The sequence below is a fragment of the Pseudoxanthomonas daejeonensis genome (genome assembly GCF_022637495.1).
Lineage (GTDB): Bacteria > Pseudomonadota > Gammaproteobacteria > Xanthomonadales > Xanthomonadaceae > Pseudoxanthomonas > Pseudoxanthomonas daejeonensis.
In genome coordinates, this window is record NZ_CP093331.1 from 3,142,204 (window position 1) to 3,162,983 (window position 20,780).

The following is a 20,780-nucleotide window of genomic DNA, read 5'->3' on the forward strand; positions in this document are numbered from 1 at the left end:
CTAGACAATCCTGTCTGGAAGGTGCAGGATCGCTCCATCGCCCGATGGATGCCTGCCCATGTCCCGACCCGATACCCGACCCCCGAAGCCGACCGCCGCCGAGCTGGACCTGCTGCGGGTGATCTGGCGGCAGGGCCCGTCGACTGCACGCGAAGCGCACCTGGCGCTGCAGGTGGAGCGCCCGGAAGTACAGCCGGCGACCGTGCTGCGCCTGTTGCAGGTGATGCACGGCAAGGGCCTGGTGGTACGCGACGAGAGCAAGCGTTCGCATGTCTACGCCGCTGCGCATGCGCGCGATGCGCTGCAGACCAACCTGCTCGACGAGCTGATCCAGAAGGTGTTTTCCGGCTCGGGCAAGGCACTGGTGATGGCGGCGCTGGAGGGGCACGTCAGCGAAGGCGAGCGCGACGAGATCCGGCGCTTGCTCGAGGAAACCGAAGTGCCGCCCGCGGACCAGGGAGGAACCGGCCATGCATGAGCAGATCGCCGAACTGGTTCCGGTGCTGGGCCGGGCCTTGCTGCATTTCCTCTGGCAGGGCGGGCTGATCGGCCTGCTGGCGGCGCTTGCGCTGCAACTGCTGCGCAACGCGCGACCGCAGCTGCGCTACGCGGTGGCGTGCCTGGCACTGCTGGCCTGCGTGCTCCTGCCGATGGCCACGGTCGCCTGGGAGCTGGCGGACATGGCGCCCGGCGGTCCCGCCGACATGGTGCCCTTGGCGGGTCTGTCCGCGGCGCCGGCGGCGGCTTTCGCCGGGCCGGCACTGCTCGCTGGCCCGGCGGAGTGGCGCGTGGACGCCCTGCTGCCCTGGATCGTCGCCGCGTGGGCAGCCGGGGCGTGCGCGCTGTCGCTGCGCATGGCAGCCGGGGTGTGGTGGGTCTATCGCCTGCCGTTGCTGCCGCTGCCGCACATCCAGCAGAAATGGCAGCAGCGGGTCGATGCGCTGGCGGCACGTTGCGGCGTACGACGCACGGTCACCCTGCGCCTGGTCGACGAGATCGACACGCCGGCCGCGGTCGGCTGGTGGCGGCCGATGGTGCTGCTGCCGGTGTCGTTGCTGTCCCGCCTGCCGGCGGATTACCTCGAAGCGCTGCTGGCGCACGAGCTGGCGCATGTGCGCCGCCACGACTACCTGGTCAACCTGCTGCAAGGGCTGGCCGAAGCATTGCTGTTCTACCACCCGGTCACCTGGTGGCTGTCGCGTCGCATCCGTGACGAACGCGAGCACGTGGCCGACCGCATCGCCGCCGAGGCCATGGGCGATCCCCGACGGCTGGCCCTGGCCCTGGCGGCCCTGGCAGACGCACGCACCGCGCCTGGCCTGCTCCCGCAACCCGCACTTGCCGCGCTCGGCAACCACAGAGGACACCTCATGTCGCGCATCGAAAACCTCGTCCGTCCCGGCCGTGTCAGCAGCGGTGGCCGGCTGGTCTTCCCGCTGATCGGACTGGCTGCCGCCGGCCTGGCCTTCTACGCCCATGCACAGCGCGATCCGCAGGCGTCGGTTGCGCCGGCGATCACCCTGGCGCCCGCCGCCGTGGGCGTGCTCGCCTCGCCGTCCGCCGCACCCGCGCCTGCGCCGCGCACTTCGACGACCGCGCAGGCCGCCCCGGTCGCGAAGGGAACGCGTGCGTCCTCCATTCCGGCGCCGCCCGCGCCGCCGGCAGCGCCGGTAGCGCCGACCCTCAAGGCACCGCCTGCGCCCCCGGCTCCGCCGACCCCCAGCGCGGAAAAGGCGCCGCCCGCGCCTCCCGCGCCGCCGACCCCCAGTGCGGGCAAGGCGCCGCCTGCGCCTCCCGCGCCGCCTGCACCGGTCATCGCCGGCATGCGCCAGCATGGCACCCACGGCGAGCCGTACGCTTTGGTGCGCAAGGGCAGCGACGGCTACCTGATGTCCGGCTCCAGCGATGACATGCCGCAGATCGAAACGGTGCGCCGCTCGGTCGATGGCGACTTCCTCTGGTTCCGCCGCGGCGGCAAGGACTACGTGGTCACCGATCCTGCGACCGTGGCGCGCGTGCGGAAGTCATGGGCTGAAGCCGACGTGCTGGGCGAGCGGATGCGCGCGCTCAGCCAGGACATGGAAGGCCACGGCAGGAAGATGGAGGCCATCGGCCGCGAGATGGAGAAGGCTTCGGGCGACATGGGCTCACCGCCAGGCTTCGAAGCGGTGTCCCGCCAGCTCGAAGCGCTGGGTAGCGAGCAGGGCGAACTGGGCGAACGCCAGGCCCGCCTTTCGCTGGCCCTGGCCGATGCATCCGCTGATCGCGACGTCAGGCGCCAGGCCGAGCTGCAGGACCAGATGCAGGTACTGGAGCGCGAGCAGGCAGCGCTGTCGAAGCGGATGGAAACCCAGTCGCAGAAGCTCGAAGCGGAGGCCGGACGCCACCAGCAGCGCATGCAGCCCATGGAAGCGCTGTCGCGGCAGATGGAGCAGGCCTCCCTGCCGATGGAAGCACTGGGCAGGCAGATGGATGGCCTCGGCAAGCAGATGGACCAGGTAAGCCAGCGCGCCGAACGCGATACCCGCAACCTGATCGCCGAGTCGCTGGAGAAGGGGCTGGCGAAGCCGTCGCCGCAGCGGCAATAAGCTGTGACGTGGCGGGCACCCCGCGCGGGTGCCCGCTTCGGTATGTCCATGGCATGGGGAGCCGCCGGGCGAGATGTCCCCCGGCCGGGTTCGGCGCCACCTGCATCCGGCGTGATCGCGCCGCACGCAACACATTCCGCCTCCCGCGTCCAGTCCTGATCAGGGGCTTTTCGGGCGCCGGCCATCGGCTAGGCTCTCGCCGCCACTGCCACATCGCGCGTCCATGGCGCGTTCGACGGGCCTGCGGCAGGGGGATATCGATGAACCTGCGCGCGCGCGGCCGGAACGGCCACGTGATCGCGCATGGCGGTTCAAGAACGCCGCATCACGGCCGATCTTCCCCGGTGGCATGCCTGCGGGCTCGAACGCATCCGTGCGTCCGTGGTCGTGGCCGGCACTCGGACTACGGAACAGGGGATATCGATGCGAAGGATGATCAAGGGAATGCCGGCGATGCTGCTGGCGCTGTGCATGGCCGTGCTGGCCAGCGGCGGCGTGTCGGCGCAGTCGGCCGAGAGGCCTTCGGCTTCTGCATGGGAGCTGCTGGCTGGCCTGGCAGGGCAGAAGCTGAGCAAACGGGACGCGCCTGCTTCCGGCATCGCTTTCGAATGGAGCGAGGACGGGCGCACGTTGCGGCGTACCGAATGGCAGGGCGCGCGCATCACCAAGAACGTCAGTGACTACACCCTGTCGGAGGATGGCGCCCACATCCTCCAGGCCGAAACCCTGGAGAGTTTTCCTACGATCCATCGCCGATGGCTCGGTACGCCGCAGGCGGATGGCTCGATCGTGTTCGTCCACCAGGGGATCCTGAAGATGCCCTACCGGATGACGGTCGGGACGGACAACGGCCTCCAGGAACGATCCGTGAAGCTCGTCGGGGGGCGCTACGTGGACGGCCGCGGCACCCTGGACCAGGCATTCATCGCGAACGCGCCCGTGGCCCGGGCACCGGCTTCGCTCGCCGCTGCCGCCGGGCCGGGAACGGTCGCCGGGGGTGGGGCGACGGAAGCCGAAATCGCGGTATGGGGCGACTACGCAGGCTTCATCGGGCAACGCTGGCGCCTCGATATCGGCTCGCGCCCACGCGTGTTCGAGTTCAGCTGGATCGAACCGGGCCAGCGCATGCTTATCGCGGAAACCCACCTGGACGACGGCAGCGCGTTCTCGAAGACCACGATCAGCCGCACCCCGGTGCCGGGCGAGCTGCAGGTCGTGAACGAACGCAAGGGATTGAAGACGACGCGCCTCGCGCGCGTCCAGGCCGATGGATCGCTGCTGTTCCCGAAGCAAGGCGTGCTCGAGCCGGCCATGCGCATCTCCCGCCGCGATGGCGGCAGCTGGGTCGAACAGCAGCTCAAGGGCGACAACAGCGTGCGCATGGAATACGTGTACACCGCGCTGCAGGCGGCGGGTACGAACACGGCGGTCGCGGCCACCGCGGGCGCCGCGCCCGCGCCGGCGGTGGGCCTTGCGGCTTCTCCCGCGGTCAGATCCGCTGCGGCCGTGCCAGCCGTCGCGCCTGCTCCAGGTAACGCGGCCGGATCGTATCCGGTGCGCGTCATCAGCGGCGCCGGAACCATCAGCGGAAGCTTCAGCCCCGGCGTGTCGGGTATCGATCGCCAGGGCAACCGCTATGACTGCTACCTGCTCCAGACCCAGCCGGGCGACCGCTGGGAAATCACCACGCAGGCCGACGATGCGTACGTCCCGGGGCTGGTCGTGTCGCACCTCGGGCTGGCGCACGGGCCCGACTGCATGGCCAACCTGCAGCAGGTGGCCGGCGCGAAGCGCAGGGAGGCCTTCCTCACCTTCAACCAGATCCACTCGATGACCGCCGGCGGCGGCTACTACTGGTTCGTGCCCGTGGGCGTACCGGGCCGTTCCTACACGCTGCAGGTCAAGCGCAAGCCCGGCAAGCCGGGCGGTGGCATGGTGCCGGCCGGTGCCGCATCGATTCCTGCGCCGCTGGTCGCGGTGGATACCGGTCCGGCCGCGCCGGTGCTGGAAGATCCGGCATGGCGCGCCGAGCGCGTTTCAGCGGTGCAGGCGATCCTGGCCCGTCTGGAGGATCGCACCCTGCGCACGCAGTTCGGGTGGCAGGCCCAGGGCGAGCGTGCATACATCGAGTGGAAGCGGTACCTGTGGGGCGGCAAGGACGGGGTGTTCCGCATCGTCGGTGGCACGGTCAACGATGGTGGCGTCCACCAGTCGCCGGAGATGACCGACTACCGCCTCGATCCGGCCACGCAGACCTACCGCACGGTGGACTCGAAGGAGAACAACGAATTCCTGCCGCTGGACGCGGACACCCTGTTGGCCATCTTCTACGATGTCGATGACAGCGGCCGGCCGACCCGCAAGAAAGCAACGGCGGTCAAGCTGAACCCTGACGGCAGCCAGAGCTACGACGGTTCCCTGCGCTACTGGCCGAGCGATCGCGATGCACTCGCCGCCCTGGTGCCCGAACTGCGGACGCGCCAGGCCCGGATGCGCGCCGACCTTGCGCGCGAGCGCGAGCGCGCCGCACGGGAACTGGCCGAGCAGCAGGCGCGGGACGAGGCCTCCGGCGGCTCGGGCATCGGGCGCATGCTCGGGACCCTGGCCATCGCCACGGTCGGTGCGGCGACGGTGGGTTACCACGGTGGCAGCGCCGAGCAGATCATGGGGGGCGCACTGGTCGGCGCGACGATCGCAAATCCCGACAGCGCCGCGGCCTCGATCCTGGGCGCCGCGGGCCAGGAGCTGGTCACCGGTGGTGTTTCCGGGATGGGGGCCGCCAGCAGCCTGGCCGGGATGGCAAGCGGCGGTGGCGGCAGCTATCCGACCCGACCGAACCTGGCGCAGTCGGCGTGCGCGGGATTCACGGAATCCAACTACCAGCAGAAGGCCGTGTCCGGCGGCGGCGACCAGCAGCTGTACGCCATGTGTGGGCAGGCGTTCGACTACTACACGATGTACAAGCGCGCGATCGCGCAGGGCTACAGCGAGGCCGACGCCAACCGCACCTACGCGGCCCACCAGCAGTCCGCGGAAGTCGCGGCCGGCTACCTGCGCAGCCACGGAGCGGACTGAGCCATGCCCATGTCATTGCGCAGGATGCTGCCTCTCTTCCTGCTGGCCGCCAGCGCTCCACTGTCGGCGCAGCAGCTGAGCCACTTCTTCTGCTACGTGCCCGATCCGGCCAGCGGCACGGTGTTCGTCTCGCCGGTGATGCCGATCGGGCCGATGGCCGAGCGTGCCGGCTATGGCGCCGAATTCCTCGGCTACCTGCGAGGCAAGGGCCTGCTGCGCGGCCAGGCGCAGGGCTACTGCCAGATGCGCCCCTCGGTCGAGGCGATCACCCGCACGCAGTCCGCGCTGGCGCAGCAGTCGTGTCCCGAATGCGGCGGCGCCACCCGCTTCCAGGGAGTGGCGTGGAGCCGCAACGGCACTGCGGCGCCCGCGCCGCAAATCGCCAAGGCGGCGTCGGCGGCCCACAGCCCGGGAATCGAGATCGTGTCGCTCGACACGCCGTCCAACAATCCGGCGATCGAAATCCTGTCGTTCGACGCGCCGGGCAATCCGGCCTGGCTGCTGGTGATGGGTAACCGCCGCACCGGCCGCGTTGTGGTGGCCGGCAACCGTCCGTCGCGCCAGGCGGTGGAAAAACTGGAAGCGAAGTTCGACCCGGCCGACGGCTGGAAGACGCTGCTGATCAGCACTTCGCGCGGCGCCGGTGCGGTGGTGTGCGGGCCGGAGAACGGCGAGACGCGGTTCTTCGTGGCCAGCGAGCAGGCGGACACCGCGGCGGCGCAGATGAATGCCCGGCAGTTCGCGTTGCAGAACCTCCGTGGCGTGGCCACCGCCGAGCTGCAGGTCTGCGGCGGCCCGTGGGACACGCGGGTGCCCGACGACCGCTCGCAGACGATCAGCGACGACTTCATCCAGGAAATCAGCGACGAAGTGAAGCGGCAGATCCGCTGTGACCCGGCGCATGGCCGGCCGTGTCCGCCGCCGCCGCGACCGACCGCCAACGGCGTGCGCGGATGAGTGCTGCGGCCGCCGGGAATCGCCGGCGGCCGCGCGCACGGTTCAGCCCGACTCGCGCAGTCCGTCCACGTCCAGGATCAGGGCCAGGCGGCCGTCGCCGATCAGGGTGGCGCCGGCATAGCCGGGCAGGCCGCGCAGGGCGCGTGGCAAAGGCTTGATCACCACTTCCTCGCGGCCGCGGACCTGGTCGACGATCAGGCCGAAGCGCGAGTCGCCCATCTGCAACACGACCACGGTGAGCAGCGTCGCTTCGCATGCCTCGATGCCCAGCCAGCGGCGCAGGTCGAGCAGGGGCAGGGCATGCGACTGGCGGTCCAGCACCGGTCGGCCGTCGAACCAGCCCAGCGAAGCCGGCGCGGCGTGCAGCACTTCCAGCACGCGCGCCAGCGGCAGCGCGTACACCGCTTCGCCGGCCTGCACCAGCAGGGTCGGCAGGATCGCCAGGGTCAGCGGCACGCGGATCATGAAGCGGCTGCCGCGGCCCAGTTCGGACTGGATCTGGATCTGCCCGCCCAGTTCGCGGATACGCGACTGGACCACGTCCATGCCCACGCCGCGCCCGGAAATGTCGGTTACTTCGGCCTTGGTCGAGAAGCCGGGCAGGAAGATCAGGTGCAGGCATTCCTCCGGGCCCAGGCGCGCGGCGGCCTCGGGGTCGATCAGGCCCTTCTCGCGCGCTTTCGCGCGCAGGCGTTCGGGATCGATGCCGGCGCCGTCGTCCTGCACTTCGATGCCGACGTAATCGCCTTCCTGCTGCGCGGACAGGCGCAGCCGGCCCACGCGCGGCTTGCCCGCGGCTTCGCGCAACGCGGGCGCTTCGACGCCGTGGTCGATGCCGTTGCGGACCAGGTGCACCAGCGGATCGGCAAGGGCTTCGACCAGGTTGCGGTCCAGCTCGGTCTCGGCGCCGACCATCTCCAGTTCCACTTCCTTCTGCAGGGAGCGGGCGACGTCGCGGGCGACCTTGGGGAAACGCGAGAACACCTTGCCGACCGGCTGCATGCGCGTGCGCATCACCGCCGACTGCAGGCGCGCGGTGGCCACGTCGAGCGTGCCGACCGCGCGGTCCAGCTCTTCGTCCTTGAGCCGGGTGCGCAGGGTCTTGAGCCGGTTGCGGGCCAGGACCAGTTCGCCGATCAGGTTGACGATGGCGTCCAGGCGGCGCGTATCCACGCGCACGGTCTGCTCGGCTTCGCCGCCACCCGCGGCGCGCGGCGGCGCCGCGGCCGGCCGCGCTGCAACGGGTGCGGGCACGGCGGGAGAGGGTGCGCGCGCGGGCGCGCTGGGCGGCACGACGGCCGGCATGGCATGTGCACCGGGTGCGGCGGCGCCGTGCAGCTGGTCGAGCAGCGCTTCGAATTCGTCGTCGTCGATCATGCCCGAGGCGGGCCTGGACGGAGCCACGGCAGGGGGCTGCACGCCGGGCGCGGCCGTGCCGTGCAGCTGGTCGAGCAGCGCCTCGAACTCGTCATCGTCGATCATGCCGCCCGTTGCAGTGGCCACCGGTGCCGGCGACGCGACCGGTGCCGGCACGGCCACCGGATCGAGGCTGAACTGTGCGATCAGCTCGGCCGGTGCATGGACCGGTTCGGTTCCGCCGGCGACCGCGTCGAGCATGGCCTGCAGCCAGTCCAGCGAACGCTGCGCCGCATCGAAGTGCTGCGCTTCGAGCACGGCCTGGCCGGCGCGCACGCTGCCGAGCGTCTCTTCCGCCGCGTGGCACAGTTCGACCATGCCATGGATGCCGAGGAAGCCGGCTCCGCCCTTGAGCGTGTGGAAGCCGCGGAACACCGCATTGAGCTGTTCGCGGTCGTCGGGCGCATGTTCGAGCGCGACCAGCTGCTCGCCCAGCCGGTCCAGGATTTCCTGGGCCTCGACGATGAAGTCGGCCGCGATTTCCGGGGTCACGCCGCTCATGGCTCGCTGTCCATCGTCAGAGCCCCAGGTCTGCCAGCAGGGCGTCGGCATCGACCTGCGAGACCGCGTGGCGGTCCAGGCCGGCGACCGCCGGCCCGGCAAGTCCGGAACCCTCGTGTTCGCTTTCCTTCGGCGGCAGGCCGAGCGCGCCGAAGCCTTCGTGCACGGTGCGCACGATGCCGGCGACGCGGCGGATGATCTGCCCGGTCAGGTCCTGGTAGCTCTGGGTCAAGCCGATCTCGGTGAGGTTGTGGCGGATCCGGTCCAGCACTTCGTCCTGGCGCGCGGAGACGCCTTCGATGCGCAGGTCCTCGACCAGGTCGCGGCACTGGTCGGCCAGGTCCAGGGTGCGATGGGTCGCCTGCTCGGTGACCGTGACCACGTGGTCCAGGCGCGCGCAGGCATCGTCCAGTTCGGCGGCCTTGGCGTCCTCGCCGGGGATCTGCGGCAACTCGCCCAGCGCCTGGCTCAGCTCGCGGGCCAGGCGGCCCAGGCCCTGCACCAGCGGCCGGGTGCGTGCCGAGGCGAGGGCGTCGATCACCGCGCGCATGGCGGTCTCGTCGCCGCGCTCCAGCGCGTCGAGGGCCTCGTGCAGGCGCTGGATCAGCGCAATGCGCTCGGGCGAGGTGCAGGCATTCATGCGGTGGCTGCCAGGCGCTCGAAGATCTTGCCGAGCTTCTCTTCCAGGGTCTGCGCGGTGAACGGCTTGATGATGTAGCCGTTCACGCCGTTCTGCGCGGCCTCGATGATCTGCTCGCGCTTGGCTTCGGCGGTGACCATCAGCACCGGCAGGGTCTTGAGCTTGTCGTCGGCGCGGATCGCGCGCAGCAACTCGATGCCGGTCATGCCCGGCATGTTCCAGTCGGTGACCACGAAGTCGAACGGGGCCGAGCGCAACGCGGCCAGTGCCGTGTGGCCGTCGTCGGCCTCGGCGGTATTGCTGTAGCCCAGGTCGTTGAGCAGGTTCTTGACGATGCGGCGCATCGTCGAGAAATCGTCAACGATCAGGATGCGCATGTTCTTGTTCACTTCGTGCTCCGGTTCTTGGGTGGTGCGTGCAACTGCGTGCGGTGCGGGATTGCGTTCATCGCGATGGCGGCCTATGCGTCTTCCAGGCCGGCGTCGCGCGATTCGTACTGGGACAGGCGGCCACGCAGGCGCAGCACGGCCTGGCCGTGGATCTGGCACACCCGCGATTCGCTGACCCCGAGCACCGCGCCGATCTCCTTGAGGTTCAGCTCCTGCTCGTAGTACAGCGACAGCACCAGCTGTTCGCGCTCGGGCAACTGGCCGATGGCCTCGGCCAGCTCGCGGCCGAAATCACCGCGTTCGAGGTTTTGCTGCGGATTGAGGCCACCGCTGTGCAGGGTCACTTCGCCGTGGTCTTCCACGTGCGAGTCCAGGCTGAGCACCTGGCCGCGCGAGGCGTCCTCGAGCAGGCGCATGTACTCGGGCAGCGGCATTTCCAGTCGCGCGGCGACTTCCTGCGGCGTGGCTGCACGGCCGGTGGCCTGCTCGAGCTGGCGCATCGCGGCGGCCGCGTCGCGGGCGCGACGGTGCACCGAGCGCGGGACCCAGTCGCCACGGCGGATCTCGTCGATCATCGAGCCGCGGATGCGGATCGAGGCGTAGGTCTCGAACGAGGCCCCCTGGTCGGGGTCATAGCTGCGCGAGGCCTCGATCAGGCCGATCATGCCGGCCTGGATCAGGTCGTCGACCTCGACGCTGGCCGGCAGGCGCGCGGCCATGTGGTGGGCGATGCGGCGCACCAGCTCGGCGTGGCGGGCGACGGCGTCATCGGCGGTGGAGCGCTGGACGGCGCGGTATTCGGCGAGCGCGTTCATGCCGTCGCTCCCTGGCCGAGCCTTTGCTGGATCAGCCTGTCCACGAAGAATTCGATGTTGCCGCGCGGTGCCGCCGGCGCATCCCAGCGGGCGGCGCGGCGGGCGATCTCGGCGATCGCGCGGGCCGAGGGGCTGGCCGGGTAGGCGGTGGCGACGGCCTGCTGGCGCTGCACGGCCATGCGCAGCCAGTCGCACTGCGGGACGGCGCCGAGGAAGTTCAGCGACACGTCGCCGAGGAAGCGCTCGCACACGCGCGCGAGCTTGTCGTACAGGCCGCGGCCCTCGGCCGGGCTGCGCACCATGTTCGCCACCACCTGCATGCGGTTCACGCCGCGCTCGTGGGCGAGCACCTTGATCAGGGCGTAGGCGTCGGTGATCGATGCGGGTTCGTCGCAGACCACCACCACCGCGTCCTGCGCGGCCTGGCAGAAGGTCAGCACGCTGTCGGTGATGCCGGCGGCGGTATCGACGATGAGGATGTCCAGGTCGCGCTGCAGGTCGTTGAACACGTTGACCAGGCCCACGTGCTGGGCCGGCTGCAGTTCGGCCATGTGCCGGCGCCCGGAGGCGGCGGGCACCACCAGCATGCCGTTGGGGCCTTCGAGGATCACTTCGTCCAGCTCGCAGCGGCCCGACACCAGGTCGGCGAGGGTGTGCTGCGGCGACAGCCCCAGCAGCACGTCGACGTTGGCCAGGCCCAGGTCGGCGTCGAGCAGCAGCGTGCGCTTGCCCAGCCCGGCCAGCGAGGCGGCCAGGTTGACCGACAGGTTGGTCTTGCCCACGCCGCCCTTGCCGCCGGTGATGGCGATGCTGCGGACGGGAGCGTGACTCGGGTTGGCGGCTGACGGGTTCAAGTTGGCGTACTCACGCGGCGGCATGATCGTGCTCCGGGATATTCGGCTTATCGGCCGCGCGGCGCAGATCTTCAAGGCGAAGAACAATGCTGGCCGCATTGGCGCGGTGGAGGTCGTCGGGAACGCACTGGCCGTCGGTGATCCAGGTCAGCGGCAACTGGTGGTCCACGACCACCGACAGGGCGCTGCCCAGGCGGCCGGTCTCGTCCAGCTTGGTCAGGACCACGCCCTGCGGCTTGGCCGGGCCGAAGCGGCGCACCACTTCGTCCAGGTCGGCGTAATGGGAGTTGGCCGGCAGGACGAGCAACGTGCGCACCTCGCGGGCGGCGCGCAGCCAGTTGAGCTGGCTGGCCAGGGCGCGGTCGCGCTGGCCCAGTCCGGCGGTATCGACCAGCACCAGGCGGTAGTCCTGCAGGCGCTGCAGCAGGGCGATCAGGGCGGCATCGCTGTCGGCTTCGTGCACGGCGATCCCGAGCTGGCGGCCGTAGCTGTAGAGCTGTTCGCGTCCGCCGATGCGCGCGGTATCGGTGGTGACCAGGGCGATGTTGCGGGCGCCATGCTCGGCGGCGAAGCGCGCGGCGAGCTTGGCGATGGTGGTGGTCTTGCCGGCGCCGGTCGGGCCGACCAGGGCGATCACGCCGCCCTGTTCCAGCGGATCGACCGGGCACACCGGCAGCAGGCGCGAGACCAGGCCCAGCATCAGCCCGCGACCGCGGTGGTCGGGCGTGTCGGCCGGCACCTGCATGACGATGTCGCGGGTGATCCCGGCATCGAAGCCATAGTCCTCCATCAGTTCCATCGCCTGCAGGCGCACCGGCGAGCCGCGCAGGCGCTCGTCGGTGAGGCGGTGCATCTCGCGCTCGATCATCTGCCGCATCTGCGCAAGTTCGTCGCGCATGGCGGCGAGCTGTTCGTCGTTTGCCGGGGCCGGCGCGACTGGAACCGCGGTCAGCGTGGCGCCCGCTGCAGGTGCCGGCATGGCGGTGGTTTCGGCCTCGGCGACGGCGGCGGCGTTCTCCGGGGCGGACATCGCGCTGGGAGCCATGTTTGGTGCGGCGGCGGCCAGCGGTGCGTGCATGGCGTTGGCTGCCTGCGCGGTCGGCGTGGTCAGCGCCGCGGCCATCGCCGCGGCGAAATCGGCGGAGGTCGTTCGCGCGGTGGCCGGGACCGGCGCCGGCGGCATGTTGTCCAGGAAGGGATTGGGGCGCGGCGCGGCCGGTCGCGTGGCGACGGCGCGGGCGGCGGCTTCGGCGGTGGCCTCGGCCTCGGCGGCGCGCTGCGCGTCGAACAGCGCCTTCTGCACCGCGTTCTCGTCGTAGTTGCTGGCGGCGACGATCTCCACGCCCTCGTCGGTGCGGCGGTTGGAGAGGATCACCGCGTCCGGGCCATGTTCGGCACGGACCATGCGCAGCGCGGTGCGCATGTCGACGGCTACGAATCGTTTGATCTTCATGACTGCTCCTTACCGCTACCTGTTCACTTCATCGCATCAGCTGATCGTGCCGATCAGCTTGAGCCGCTTGTCTTCCGGCACCTCGGTGTAGGCCAGCACCGACAGCGAGGGCACGCTGTGGCGGACCAGCCGCGCCAGCGCGGCGCGAACCGTGGCTGGCACCAGCACCACCGCCGGTTCACCGCGCGCTTCCTGGCGGCCTGCGCAATCGGCCAGGCTTTGTTGCAACCGTTCGGCAAGACCCGGTTCCAGCGCGGCGCCGGAAGCGCCTTGCGCGGAATCCTGCAAGACCCGTTCCAGTGGCGCCGCCAGGGTGAACACCGGCAGCTCCGGCGCGGCACCGGCGATCTCCTGGACGATGAAGCGCCCCAGCGTGTTGCGCACCGCGGCGGTGAGCACGGCCGGGTCCTGGCTGTGCGCGCCGTGCTCGACCAGGGCCTCGGCGATCTTGCGCAGCTGGCGGACCGGCACGCGCTCGACCAGCAGGTTCTGCAGCACGCGCACCAGCACCGACAGCGACAGGGTCTTCGGGCTGAGGTCTTCGGCCAGCTTCGGCGCACGCTTGGCCAGGGTGGCCAGCAGCTCCTGCACCTCTTCGTGGCCGAGCAGCTCCGGCGCGTGTTCGCGGACCAGGTGCGAAAGGTGGGTGGCGACCACGGTGGCCGGGTCCACGACGGTGTACCCCATCGATTCGGCCTGCGCACGCTGGTGCGGCTGGATCCACACCGCATCCAGGCCGAACGCCGGGTCCTTGCCCTTGATCCCGTCGATCGCGCCCAGCGCGCCACCCGGGTCCAGTGCCAGGTCGCGGTCGGGATGGATCTCGCCGGTGGCCACCGGCACGCCGTGGACCAGCAGGCGGTAATGGTTCGCCGGCAGTTCCAGGTTGTCGCGGATGTGCACCGGCGGGATCAGGAATCCGATCTCGTGGGTCAGCTTGCGGCGCACGGCCTTGATCCGTGCCATCAGCTCGCCGCCCTGGGCCTTGTCCACCAGCGGGATGAGCCGGTAGCCGACTTCCAGGTCGAGCGGATCGACCGGGCGCAGTTCGTCCCAGTCCAGTTCGGCGCTGGACTGGCCCGGCGCCGGCAAGGCGCCGGCGACCGCGCCGTCGGCGCTGCCGTCCTGGCCCTGCTCGCTGCGCTTCCACAGTTTCCAGGCGCCGAAGGCCAGCGCACCGCCCAGTGTCAAAAAGGCGGCATTGGGCATGCCCGGGACCAGGCCGACCAGGATCAGGATGCCGGCGGCGATGGCCAGCGCCTTGTGCTGGCCGAACGCCTGGCCAACCATCGCCTGGCCCATGTCCTGGGCGCGCGAGGCGCGGGTGACCAGCATGGCCACGGCGGTCGACACCAGCAGCGCCGGCAACTGCGCGACCAGGCCGTCGCCGATCGAAAGCAGGGTGTAGGTCGCCGCCGCGTCGGCCACCGGCATGCCGTGCTGGAGCACGCCCACGCCCAGGCCACCGATCAGGTTGACGAACAGGATCAGGATGCCGGCGATCGCATCGCCGCGGATGAACTTGCTGGCGCCGTCCATCGCGCCGTAGAAGTCCGCTTCCTCGCGCACTTCCTCGCGGCGGGCCTTGGCCTCCTCGCGGGTCAGCAGGCCGGCGTTGAGGTCGGCGTCGATCGCCATCTGCTTGCCGGGCATGGCGTCGAGGATGAAGCGCGCCGTCACCTCGGAGATGCGCCCGGAGCCCTTGGTGATGACCACGAAGTTGATGATGGTCAGGATCGCGAAGACCACTATTCCGACCGCGTAGTTTCCGCCGACCACGAATTCGCCGAACGCGGCGATCACCTGGCCGGCGGCCTCGTGGCCGTCCTGGCCATGCAGCAGGATCACGCGCGTGGAGGCCACGTTCAGCGCCAGGCGCAGCATGGTCGTGGTCAGCAGGATGATCGGGAAGATCGTGAAGTCCAGCGGTCGCTGCACGTAGACCACCGCCAGCAGCACCACCAGCGAGATCGCGATGTTGAAGCTGAACAGCATGTCCAGCAGCATCGGCGGCATCGGCACCACGATCATGCCCAGCAGGGCGATCACCACCAGCGGTGCGCCCAGGCCGTTGCGGGCCAGTTCGACCAGGCGGCGCGACATCGGGGTGGACGAGGGCAGGGCGCTCATCGGCGGTTACCGCCCGGCTTTCCGTTGTCGGGGAACTCGTCCACGGCCACGGCGCCCAGCTGCGGCGAGGCGGGCGCGGTGCCGGCGCGCCAGGCGCGCAGCTGGTAGACGTAGGACAGGACCTGGGCGACAGCGGCGTACAGTCTCACGGGGATTTCCTTGCCGAGCTGGCTCTCCCTATACAAGGCGCGTGCCAGAGGCGGCGCCGACACGATCGTGACCCGGTGCCGGTCGGCCACTTCGCGGATGCGATGCGCCACTTCGTCCACGCCCCGCGCCACGACCGTGGGCGCGCGCATGTTGTCGCCGTCGTACTTGAGCGCCACCGCGTAGTGGGTCGGGTTGACCACGATCACGTCGGCGGCAGGCACCGCTTCCATCATCCGGCGCTGCGACAGCTGGAACTGCATCTGCCGGATCTTGCCCTTGACCTGCGGATTGCCTTCGCTCTGCTTGGCCTCGTCGCGAAGTTCCTGGCGGGTCATCTTCAGCTTCCGCAGCCAGTTCCAGCGCTGGTAGGGCGCATCGATCGCGGCCAGCAGCGCCAGCGCGCCGGCGGTGGCCAGCAGCAGGCGGCCGGCGAAGTGCAGGCCGGTGCGCGCAGCCTCCTCCAGGCTCTGGTTGGGCATGCTGCGCAGCACGTCCATGCCGTGGGCCAGGGTCAGGCCTGCGGCCGTGCCGACGAATGCGACGCGCATCAGGGACTTGGCGAGCTCGGCCAGGCTTTCCGGGCCGTAGGTGCGCTTGAGCCCGGACATCGGGTTGAGCCGGCCCAGGTCGGGCACGAGCGACTTGCCGGAAAACTGCAGGGCGCCCATCACCAGCGGTGCGACGAATGCGGCGAGCAGCGACACGACCGCCAGCGGCAGCATCACCCAGACCAGCTGCAGGACCAGCAGGCCCATGTGCCCGAACAGGCGTTCGGGCGCATGCAGCAGCGCCCGGTCCGGAGTGAGTGCGCCGCGCAGCCAGTCCTGGGTGCCATGCGCCAGCGCAGGCCCATAGCTGAGCAGCGCGATCACCCCGGCGCCGAACACCGCGGCGGTCGCCAGCTCGCGCGATCGCGGCAGGTTTCCCTTTTCGCGGGCCTCGCGCAGCCGTTTCTCGCTGGGTTGCTCAGTGCGCTCCTGGCCGTCCTCGTTCTCGGACATCGCCGGTTCCTGCCCCGGGGTGGGGACCGGGAATCAGGTCAGGCGATGCAAGCCCCGTTCCACAACCGACGCGAACCCCGCCGGGACAGGCCCATGCAGGCCGGTGAAGATCGGCTCCCGCTCGCTGCCGCGCCGCGGGCTCAGGGCGACGACCCGGCCAGGCTCGGAAGGCTGTCCAGCGGCTGCGGCCGGCCGATGTGGTAGCCCTGGATCCAGTCGACCTGAAGTTCCTCCAGGACCGCCAGGATCGCGGCATCCTCGACGTACTCGGCGATCGTCTCGGCCTGGTAGGCGCGGGCGATGGTGACCATGGCCCGGACCAGGTCGCGGTCGCGCGGGTTGCTGGCGACATTGCGCACGAAGGTGCCGTCGATCTTGACCAGGTCGATCGGCAACTGCTGCAGGCGCTCGAAGCTCTGCATGCCAGTGCCGAAGTCGTCGAGCGCGATCAGGCAGCCGCGCTGGCTCAGCCCGTCCAGCAAGGGGCGCACCTGGACCAGGCCACCGGTGATCGCGCGTTCGGTGATCTCGAAACACAGGCGCTCGGCGCAACCGGGGAACACGTCCAGCTGGTACAGCAGCCAGTTGCGGAAGTTCTCCGACACCAGGCTGCGACCGGTCAGGTTCACGGTCAGCCGCGGGTACGGCAGCTGGTGGCTGTTGTCGCGCATCCAGGTCAGCAGGGTCTCGATCACCGCGCGGTCGAGTTCGACCTCGCCGCGGCTGGCGTCGAGCTCGTCCATGTAGTCGCGCGGCATCAGCAGGCGCCCGTCGTCGCTGCGCAGCCGGCACAGGATCTCGCCCATCTGCGCGGTGGTCGCGGACAGTCGGCGGATCGGCTGCACGTGCAGTTCGATCTTGCGCCGGCGCAGCAGCGAAAGCGCCAGGGAATGGGTTTCCAGCATCGCCCGCAGCGCGGCCGGGTCGCTGAGCCCGGGTGTCGCGAACACCGGGGCGGTCTCGCCACGCTGGCGCGCGGCCTGCATCGCGCCGTAGGACGCGTCCAGCGCCAGTTCCAGCGATTGCGCACTCGCGTCGCGCAGCGGGCACACCCCCAGGTGGGGCTCGATCCGCACCTGGGCTTCGGCATAGTTGAACTCGAACTGTTCGATCCTGGCCAGCAGCGCCTTCCACGACATGTCCGCGCGGGTCGGCACCAGCGCGAAGCGGCCCATGCCCAGCGTGTAGGCCTGCACGTCCGGTTGCAGGAAATCATGGATCGAGGCGGTAAGCGCTTCCTGCGCCGGCAGGCCGTAGCCGGCCATCAGGTTGTCCAGGTGCTCGATGCCCAGGCAGCCGATCTCGGCGGGTGGTTGCCCGCCGTGGGTCAGGTCGTGGCGCAGCGCATTGATGTTGGGAACGCCGCTGAGTCCGTCGCGACGGCTTTCCTCGGCCAGTCGGGCGATGGCGCGGCGGTTGTCGCGCGCGATCACCTGGGTGAGCACCATGAGCTGCTGCAGCACGCTCATCTCGAAACCGATCTGCAGCAGGTGCAAGGCATCGCTGCGCAATCCGACCCGGGTGCCGGCGCCGACCAGGTAGACCAGCAGCAGGGTCACCGCGGCGATCAGCGGCGCCGACCAGCGCCAGGGCAGGCGCAGCACCGCCCAGACCATCAGCGCGGCGAGCATGAAGCGCTGGTCGAGCAGGCCGCCGAGGGGATGCTGGCTGCTCCCTGGCAGCGCCCAGAGCAGCGCCGTCAGCAGCATGGAATAGCCGCCCAGCAGGACCCACTCCCACCAGAACATGCGGCTGGGCATCGGCGCAGGCTCGTTGCGACCGGTGAAGAACAGCACGATCGGCAGCGTCAGGCAGAGCACGCCGAAGAAGCGCGCGAAGCCGACCTGCAGGGTCTGGTCGAGGAGGTTGGGTGGTGCGACTTCGGAGAACAGGCCGTTGACCAGCGCGTGGCCCAGCGCCCAGCCAAGCGGGTAGAGCACCAGCGCGATCGCGCCGTACGGAACGATGTCGCGCTGGCGGATCCTGTTCTTTCCGGGCGGGCGCGGCCAACCCATCCAGTGGGCGCACAGTACGGTCCAGCCATACATCGCCGCATACAGCGGCAGCGAGCGCAGCAACAGCTCCCAGGTGCCGCTGTCGTCCTCGCGCAGCAGCAGTCGCACGCACCAGGCCAGGAACAGCGACAGGTAGCCGATCCGGAAGTAGAGCTTGTGCGGCGAGAGCATCGCCAGGGCGAGCAGCACGCCCCATTGAAGGTGGGCCAGCGAGGCGGTCGCGCCAGTGCCGAAGCCCGGCCAGTAGGGAATGGCGAGCAGCGGCAGGCCGAAGCAGAGCGCCGCGATCAGGATCGCGTCGCGGGTATTGCGCCGGGTCCATTGCTGCATGACGCCCCCTGCGTCAGTGCCCGACCGCACTATGCGGCCGCCATCGGCAAATGGAAAGCGTTGCCGCCGATGCCCTGGGCCGGGGCGGCGCAGGCCGGCGCCTCGCCAGTACGGGGTGTGCATCGGCGGAGCCTCCACGCCGCATGGGATTGCTGCGCTACTGGCTGGTATCGGCGTGGTGGCGGGCGATCTTGACCCGGCTCAGGGAGCGGCGACGCGGGCGCCGGTGGCCCAGGCTGCATCGAACAGGGCCTGCACCGGCGTGGCCAGTTCACCGACCAGCACCGCCAGCAGGAACAGGCCGGTCAGCACGGCCACCGGCAGGCCGAGCTGGATCGGGTTGAGCGCCGGTGCCGCGCGGGCGAGCACGCCGAAGGCCAGGTTGGTCGCCAGCAGCGCGACCATCACCGGCAGCGCCAGCGTCAGGCCGCCGCGCAGGACCAGCGAGAACAGTTCGACCACCACGCCCAGGCTGGCGCCGGTGTCGCCCCAGGGCGCGGCGATCGGCAGCACCTGGTAGCTGCGCACCAGCAAGGCGATCATGGCCAGGTGGCCGTCGGCGGCGAAGAACAGCAGCCCGAACGCGATGTAGAACCACTGCGCGACCACGCCCGAGCTGGTGCCGCGCAGCGGATCGTTCATCTGCGCGAAGGCCAGGCCCATGCCCTGCGACACCAGTTCGCCGGCGAGCGCGCCGGCCTCGAACACCAGCTTCAGGACGAAGCCCATCGCCACGCCCATCGCCACTTCGCGGGCCACGCCCAGCACGGTGACCGCGTCGATGCCGCCCGCCTGGGGCGGCGGTGGCAGCATCGGTGCGATCGCCATCGCCAGCGCGCCGGCCAGCAGCACGCGCAGGCGCACCGGCACCGCGCGCGTGCCGATCAGCGGCATGGCCATCAGCATCGCGCCGGTGCGCAGCATGGTCCACATGATCGTGCCCAGCATGCCGAAGGCTTGCTGGCCATCGATCAGCATGGCGGTGGCGGCATCCATCGCGCGTCGCGCCCGGGTCAGCCGATCAGGTGCGGGATGCGCTGGAACAGCGCGATGGTGTAGTCGACCAGGTAGGCGAGCAGGAAGCTGCCGAGCGCGAACAGTGCCGCGGTCAGGGTCACCGCCTTGGCGATGAACGCGATGGTCGGCTCGTTGAGCTGGGTCGCGGCCTGGATGACGCCCACGACGATACCGACCACCAGCACCGCCAGCAGCAGCGGGCCACCGACCCAGAGCGCAACTTCCAGGCCGCGGCGCAGTTCGGTCAGGGCGAGTTCGGGGGCCATGCTCAGACTCCGTTGAAGCTGGCGGCCAGGGTGCCGACGGTCAGGACCCAGCCGTCGACCAGCACGAACAGCAGGATCTTGAACGGCGCGGAGATCAGCATCGGCGACAGCATCATCATGCCCATCGACATCAGCACGCTGGCCACGACCAGGTCGATGATCACGAACGGGATGAAGATCAGGAAGCCGATCTCGAACGCGGTCTTCAGTTCGGAGGTCACGAACGAGGCCACCAGCACCGGGAACGGCACCGCTTCCGGACCGCTGTAGGTGTCGTGCCCGGCCAGGCCGGCGAAGGTCATCAGGTCGGTCTCGCGCACCTGGGCCAGCATGAAGCCGCGCAGCGGCGATGTGCCCAGGTCCCAGGCGGTACGGAAATCGATGCGGCCGTCGAGGTACGGTGCGAAGCCGAGGTCCCAGGCCTTCTGCCACACCGGCATCATGATCATCGCGGTCAGGAACAGGGCCAGGCCGACCAGGATCTGGTTGGAGGGCGTCTGCCCGGTGCCCAGCGCCTGGCGCAGCAGGGCCAGCACGATGATGATCCGGGTGAACGCGGTCATCACCAGCAGCAGCGACGGCAGCAGGGTGATCGCCGTCATCAGCAAGAGGGTCTGCAATGGCACGCTGACCGGCGCATCGCCGATCCGGCCGACGGTCACGTTCGGCAGCGTCGGCATCTGCGGCGCGACGGGCGCGGCCAGCGCCAGCAGCGGCGCGCATGCGACCAGCAGCAGGGCAAGCAGGATGAGGACGCGGGAAAGGCGGAGGCGCGGCATGTCAGGCGTCCTTGCGCAGCCGCTTGGACAGCAGCTGGGCGAAGTCAGGCAGGTCTTTCAGGGTGGGTAGCTTGGGGGCTTCGACTGCGGGCAGCGGCTGCGCCAGTTCGTGCAGGCGGGTGATGCCGGCCGGGGTCACGCCCAGCAGCAGTTGCGTACCGCCCACGTCCAGCACCACGGCGCGTTCCTTGGATCCCAGTTGCAGGCTGGCCACCACGCGCAGCCCTTCGGTGGGGCGGAAACCGGCGCCGGGCAGGCGCCTGAGCAGCCAGGCCAGGCCCAGGATCAGCCCCAGCACCAGCATCAGCGCCAGGAACGCGCCGAACAGGCCGGTGGGCGCGGCCTGCGCCGCCGGCTTGGCCGCGTTCGCGATGGCCGGCGTGGCGGCAGCCAGGGTGGACAGC

At 70.3% G+C, this 20,780-nt stretch carries 17 protein-coding genes; 4 read left to right on the top strand and 13 right to left on the bottom strand.

Going from position 1 to position 20,780, the window contains the following annotated elements:
- Positions 1 to 58: 58 nt before the first annotated feature.
- From MNQ95_RS14120 to MNQ95_RS14135, 4 genes are all read left to right on the top strand, one after another.
- Positions 59 to 478, top strand: a complete 420-nt coding sequence (locus MNQ95_RS14120; protein WP_241953252.1) for a BlaI/MecI/CopY family transcriptional regulator — start codon at positions 59 to 61, stop codon at positions 476 to 478.
- Positions 471 to 2,588: a M56 family metallopeptidase gene (locus MNQ95_RS14125; RefSeq protein ID WP_241953253.1), complete on the top strand. Its 2,118-nt coding sequence runs from the start codon at positions 471 to 473 to the stop codon at positions 2,586 to 2,588. Before MNQ95_RS14120 ends, MNQ95_RS14125 begins: the two co-directional genes overlap by 8 nt.
- Before the next feature lie 432 nt (positions 2,589 to 3,020).
- Positions 3,021 to 5,663 carry a hypothetical protein gene (locus MNQ95_RS14130; RefSeq protein WP_241953254.1) on the top strand — a complete coding sequence of 881 codons (2,643 nt, stop codon included), beginning with the start codon at positions 3,021 to 3,023 and terminating at the stop codon, positions 5,661 to 5,663.
- Positions 5,664 to 5,687: 24 nt separating this feature from the next.
- A complete protein-coding gene (locus MNQ95_RS14135) occupies positions 5,688 to 6,620 on the top strand; it encodes a hypothetical protein (RefSeq protein WP_241953255.1) in 933 nt (310 codons plus the stop codon).
- 42 nt (positions 6,621 to 6,662) lie between these two features.
- On the opposite strand, the gene MNQ95_RS14140 is transcribed toward MNQ95_RS14135, so the two are convergent.
- From MNQ95_RS14140 to fliO, 13 genes are all read right to left on the bottom strand, one after another.
- Complete coding sequence (locus MNQ95_RS14140) at positions 6,663 to 8,537, bottom strand: chemotaxis protein CheA (protein WP_162410549.1); 1,875 nt, start codon at positions 8,535 to 8,537, stop codon at positions 6,663 to 6,665.
- Between the two features lie 16 nt (positions 8,538 to 8,553).
- Positions 8,554 to 9,177: a protein phosphatase CheZ gene (locus MNQ95_RS14145; protein ID WP_162410548.1), complete on the bottom strand. Its 624-nt coding sequence runs from the start codon at positions 9,175 to 9,177 to the stop codon at positions 8,554 to 8,556.
- The gene (gene cheY / locus MNQ95_RS14150) at positions 9,174 to 9,566 is read right to left on the bottom strand and encodes a chemotaxis response regulator CheY (RefSeq protein ID WP_052633590.1); all 393 of its coding nucleotides are present in this window, start codon (positions 9,564 to 9,566) and stop codon (positions 9,174 to 9,176) included. The genes MNQ95_RS14145 and cheY overlap by 4 nt, the downstream gene beginning before the upstream one ends.
- A gap of 71 nt (positions 9,567 to 9,637) precedes the next feature.
- The gene (locus tag MNQ95_RS14155; protein ID WP_162410547.1) at positions 9,638 to 10,381 is read right to left on the bottom strand and encodes an RNA polymerase sigma factor FliA; all 744 of its coding nucleotides are present in this window, start codon (positions 10,379 to 10,381) and stop codon (positions 9,638 to 9,640) included.
- Entirely contained in the window at positions 10,378 to 11,259 is an 882-nt protein-coding gene (locus MNQ95_RS14160) for a P-loop NTPase (protein ID WP_241953256.1), read from the bottom strand. The genes MNQ95_RS14155 and MNQ95_RS14160 overlap by 4 nt, the downstream gene beginning before the upstream one ends.
- A complete protein-coding gene (flhF, locus tag MNQ95_RS14165) occupies positions 11,246 to 12,688 on the bottom strand; it encodes a flagellar biosynthesis GTPase FlhF (protein ID WP_241953257.1) in 1,443 nt (480 codons plus the stop codon). The genes MNQ95_RS14160 and flhF overlap by 14 nt, the downstream gene beginning before the upstream one ends.
- A 36-nt stretch (positions 12,689 to 12,724) precedes the next feature.
- Positions 12,725 to 14,791: a flagellar biosynthesis protein FlhA gene (gene flhA / locus MNQ95_RS14170; protein ID WP_425501348.1), complete on the bottom strand. Its 2,067-nt coding sequence runs from the start codon at positions 14,789 to 14,791 to the stop codon at positions 12,725 to 12,727.
- 23 nt (positions 14,792 to 14,814) lie between these two features.
- The gene (gene flhB / locus MNQ95_RS14175) at positions 14,815 to 15,969 is read right to left on the bottom strand and encodes a flagellar biosynthesis protein FlhB (RefSeq protein WP_241953258.1); all 1,155 of its coding nucleotides are present in this window, start codon (positions 15,967 to 15,969) and stop codon (positions 14,815 to 14,817) included.
- 140 nt (positions 15,970 to 16,109) lie between these two features.
- Complete coding sequence (locus MNQ95_RS14180) at positions 16,110 to 18,314, bottom strand: EAL domain-containing protein (protein WP_241953259.1); 2,205 nt, start codon at positions 18,312 to 18,314, stop codon at positions 16,110 to 16,112.
- A gap of 201 nt (positions 18,315 to 18,515) precedes the next feature.
- The gene (gene fliR / locus MNQ95_RS14185; RefSeq protein ID WP_162410541.1) at positions 18,516 to 19,310 is read right to left on the bottom strand and encodes a flagellar biosynthetic protein FliR; all 795 of its coding nucleotides are present in this window, start codon (positions 19,308 to 19,310) and stop codon (positions 18,516 to 18,518) included.
- A 17-nt stretch (positions 19,311 to 19,327) separates the two neighbouring features.
- Complete coding sequence (locus tag MNQ95_RS14190; RefSeq protein ID WP_162410540.1) at positions 19,328 to 19,597, bottom strand: flagellar biosynthetic protein FliQ; 270 nt, start codon at positions 19,595 to 19,597, stop codon at positions 19,328 to 19,330.
- A 2-nt stretch (positions 19,598 to 19,599) separates the two neighbouring features.
- A complete protein-coding gene (gene fliP / locus MNQ95_RS14195; protein WP_162410539.1) occupies positions 19,600 to 20,376 on the bottom strand; it encodes a flagellar type III secretion system pore protein FliP in 777 nt (258 codons plus the stop codon).
- Between the two features lies 1 nt (position 20,377).
- Entirely contained in the window at positions 20,378 to 20,779 is a 402-nt protein-coding gene (gene fliO / locus MNQ95_RS14200) for a flagellar biosynthetic protein FliO (RefSeq protein ID WP_241954436.1), read from the bottom strand.
- Position 20,780: the final 1 nt, after the last annotated feature.

Excerpts from the sequence above, each read along its gene's own strand:
- MNQ95_RS14120 (WP_241953252.1), top strand. The coding sequence starts at position 59 with ATGTCCCGACCCGATACCCGACCCCCGAAGCCGACCGCCGCCGAGCTG.
- MNQ95_RS14125 (WP_241953253.1), top strand. The coding sequence starts at position 471 with ATGCATGAGCAGATCGCCGAACTGGTTCCGGTGCTGGGCCGGGCCTTG.
- MNQ95_RS14130 (WP_241953254.1), top strand. The coding sequence starts at position 3,021 with ATGATCAAGGGAATGCCGGCGATGCTGCTGGCGCTGTGCATGGCCGTG.
- MNQ95_RS14135 (WP_241953255.1), top strand. The coding sequence starts at position 5,688 with ATGCTGCCTCTCTTCCTGCTGGCCGCCAGCGCTCCACTGTCGGCGCAG.
- MNQ95_RS14140 (WP_162410549.1), bottom strand. The coding sequence starts at position 8,537 with ATGAGCGGCGTGACCCCGGAAATCGCGGCCGACTTCATCGTCGAGGCC.
- MNQ95_RS14145 (WP_162410548.1), bottom strand. The coding sequence starts at position 9,177 with ATGAATGCCTGCACCTCGCCCGAGCGCATTGCGCTGATCCAGCGCCTG.
- MNQ95_RS14155 (WP_162410547.1), bottom strand. The coding sequence starts at position 10,381 with ATGAACGCGCTCGCCGAATACCGCGCCGTCCAGCGCTCCACCGCCGAT.
- MNQ95_RS14160 (WP_241953256.1), bottom strand. The coding sequence starts at position 11,259 with ATGCCGCCGCGTGAGTACGCCAACTTGAACCCGTCAGCCGCCAACCCG.
- flhF (WP_241953257.1), bottom strand. The coding sequence starts at position 12,688 with ATGAAGATCAAACGATTCGTAGCCGTCGACATGCGCACCGCGCTGCGC.
- flhA (WP_425501348.1), bottom strand. The coding sequence starts at position 14,791 with ATGTCGCGCCGCCTGGTCGAACTGGCCCGCAACGGCCTGGGCGCACCG.
- flhB (WP_241953258.1), bottom strand. The coding sequence starts at position 15,969 with ATGTCCGAGAACGAGGACGGCCAGGAGCGCACTGAGCAACCCAGCGAG.
- MNQ95_RS14180 (WP_241953259.1), bottom strand. The coding sequence starts at position 18,314 with ATGCAGCAATGGACCCGGCGCAATACCCGCGACGCGATCCTGATCGCG.
- fliR (WP_162410541.1), bottom strand. The coding sequence starts at position 19,310 with ATGGATGCCGCCACCGCCATGCTGATCGATGGCCAGCAAGCCTTCGGC.
- MNQ95_RS14190 (WP_162410540.1), bottom strand. The coding sequence starts at position 19,597 with ATGGCCCCCGAACTCGCCCTGACCGAACTGCGCCGCGGCCTGGAAGTT.
- fliP (WP_162410539.1), bottom strand. The coding sequence starts at position 20,376 with ATGCCGCGCCTCCGCCTTTCCCGCGTCCTCATCCTGCTTGCCCTGCTG.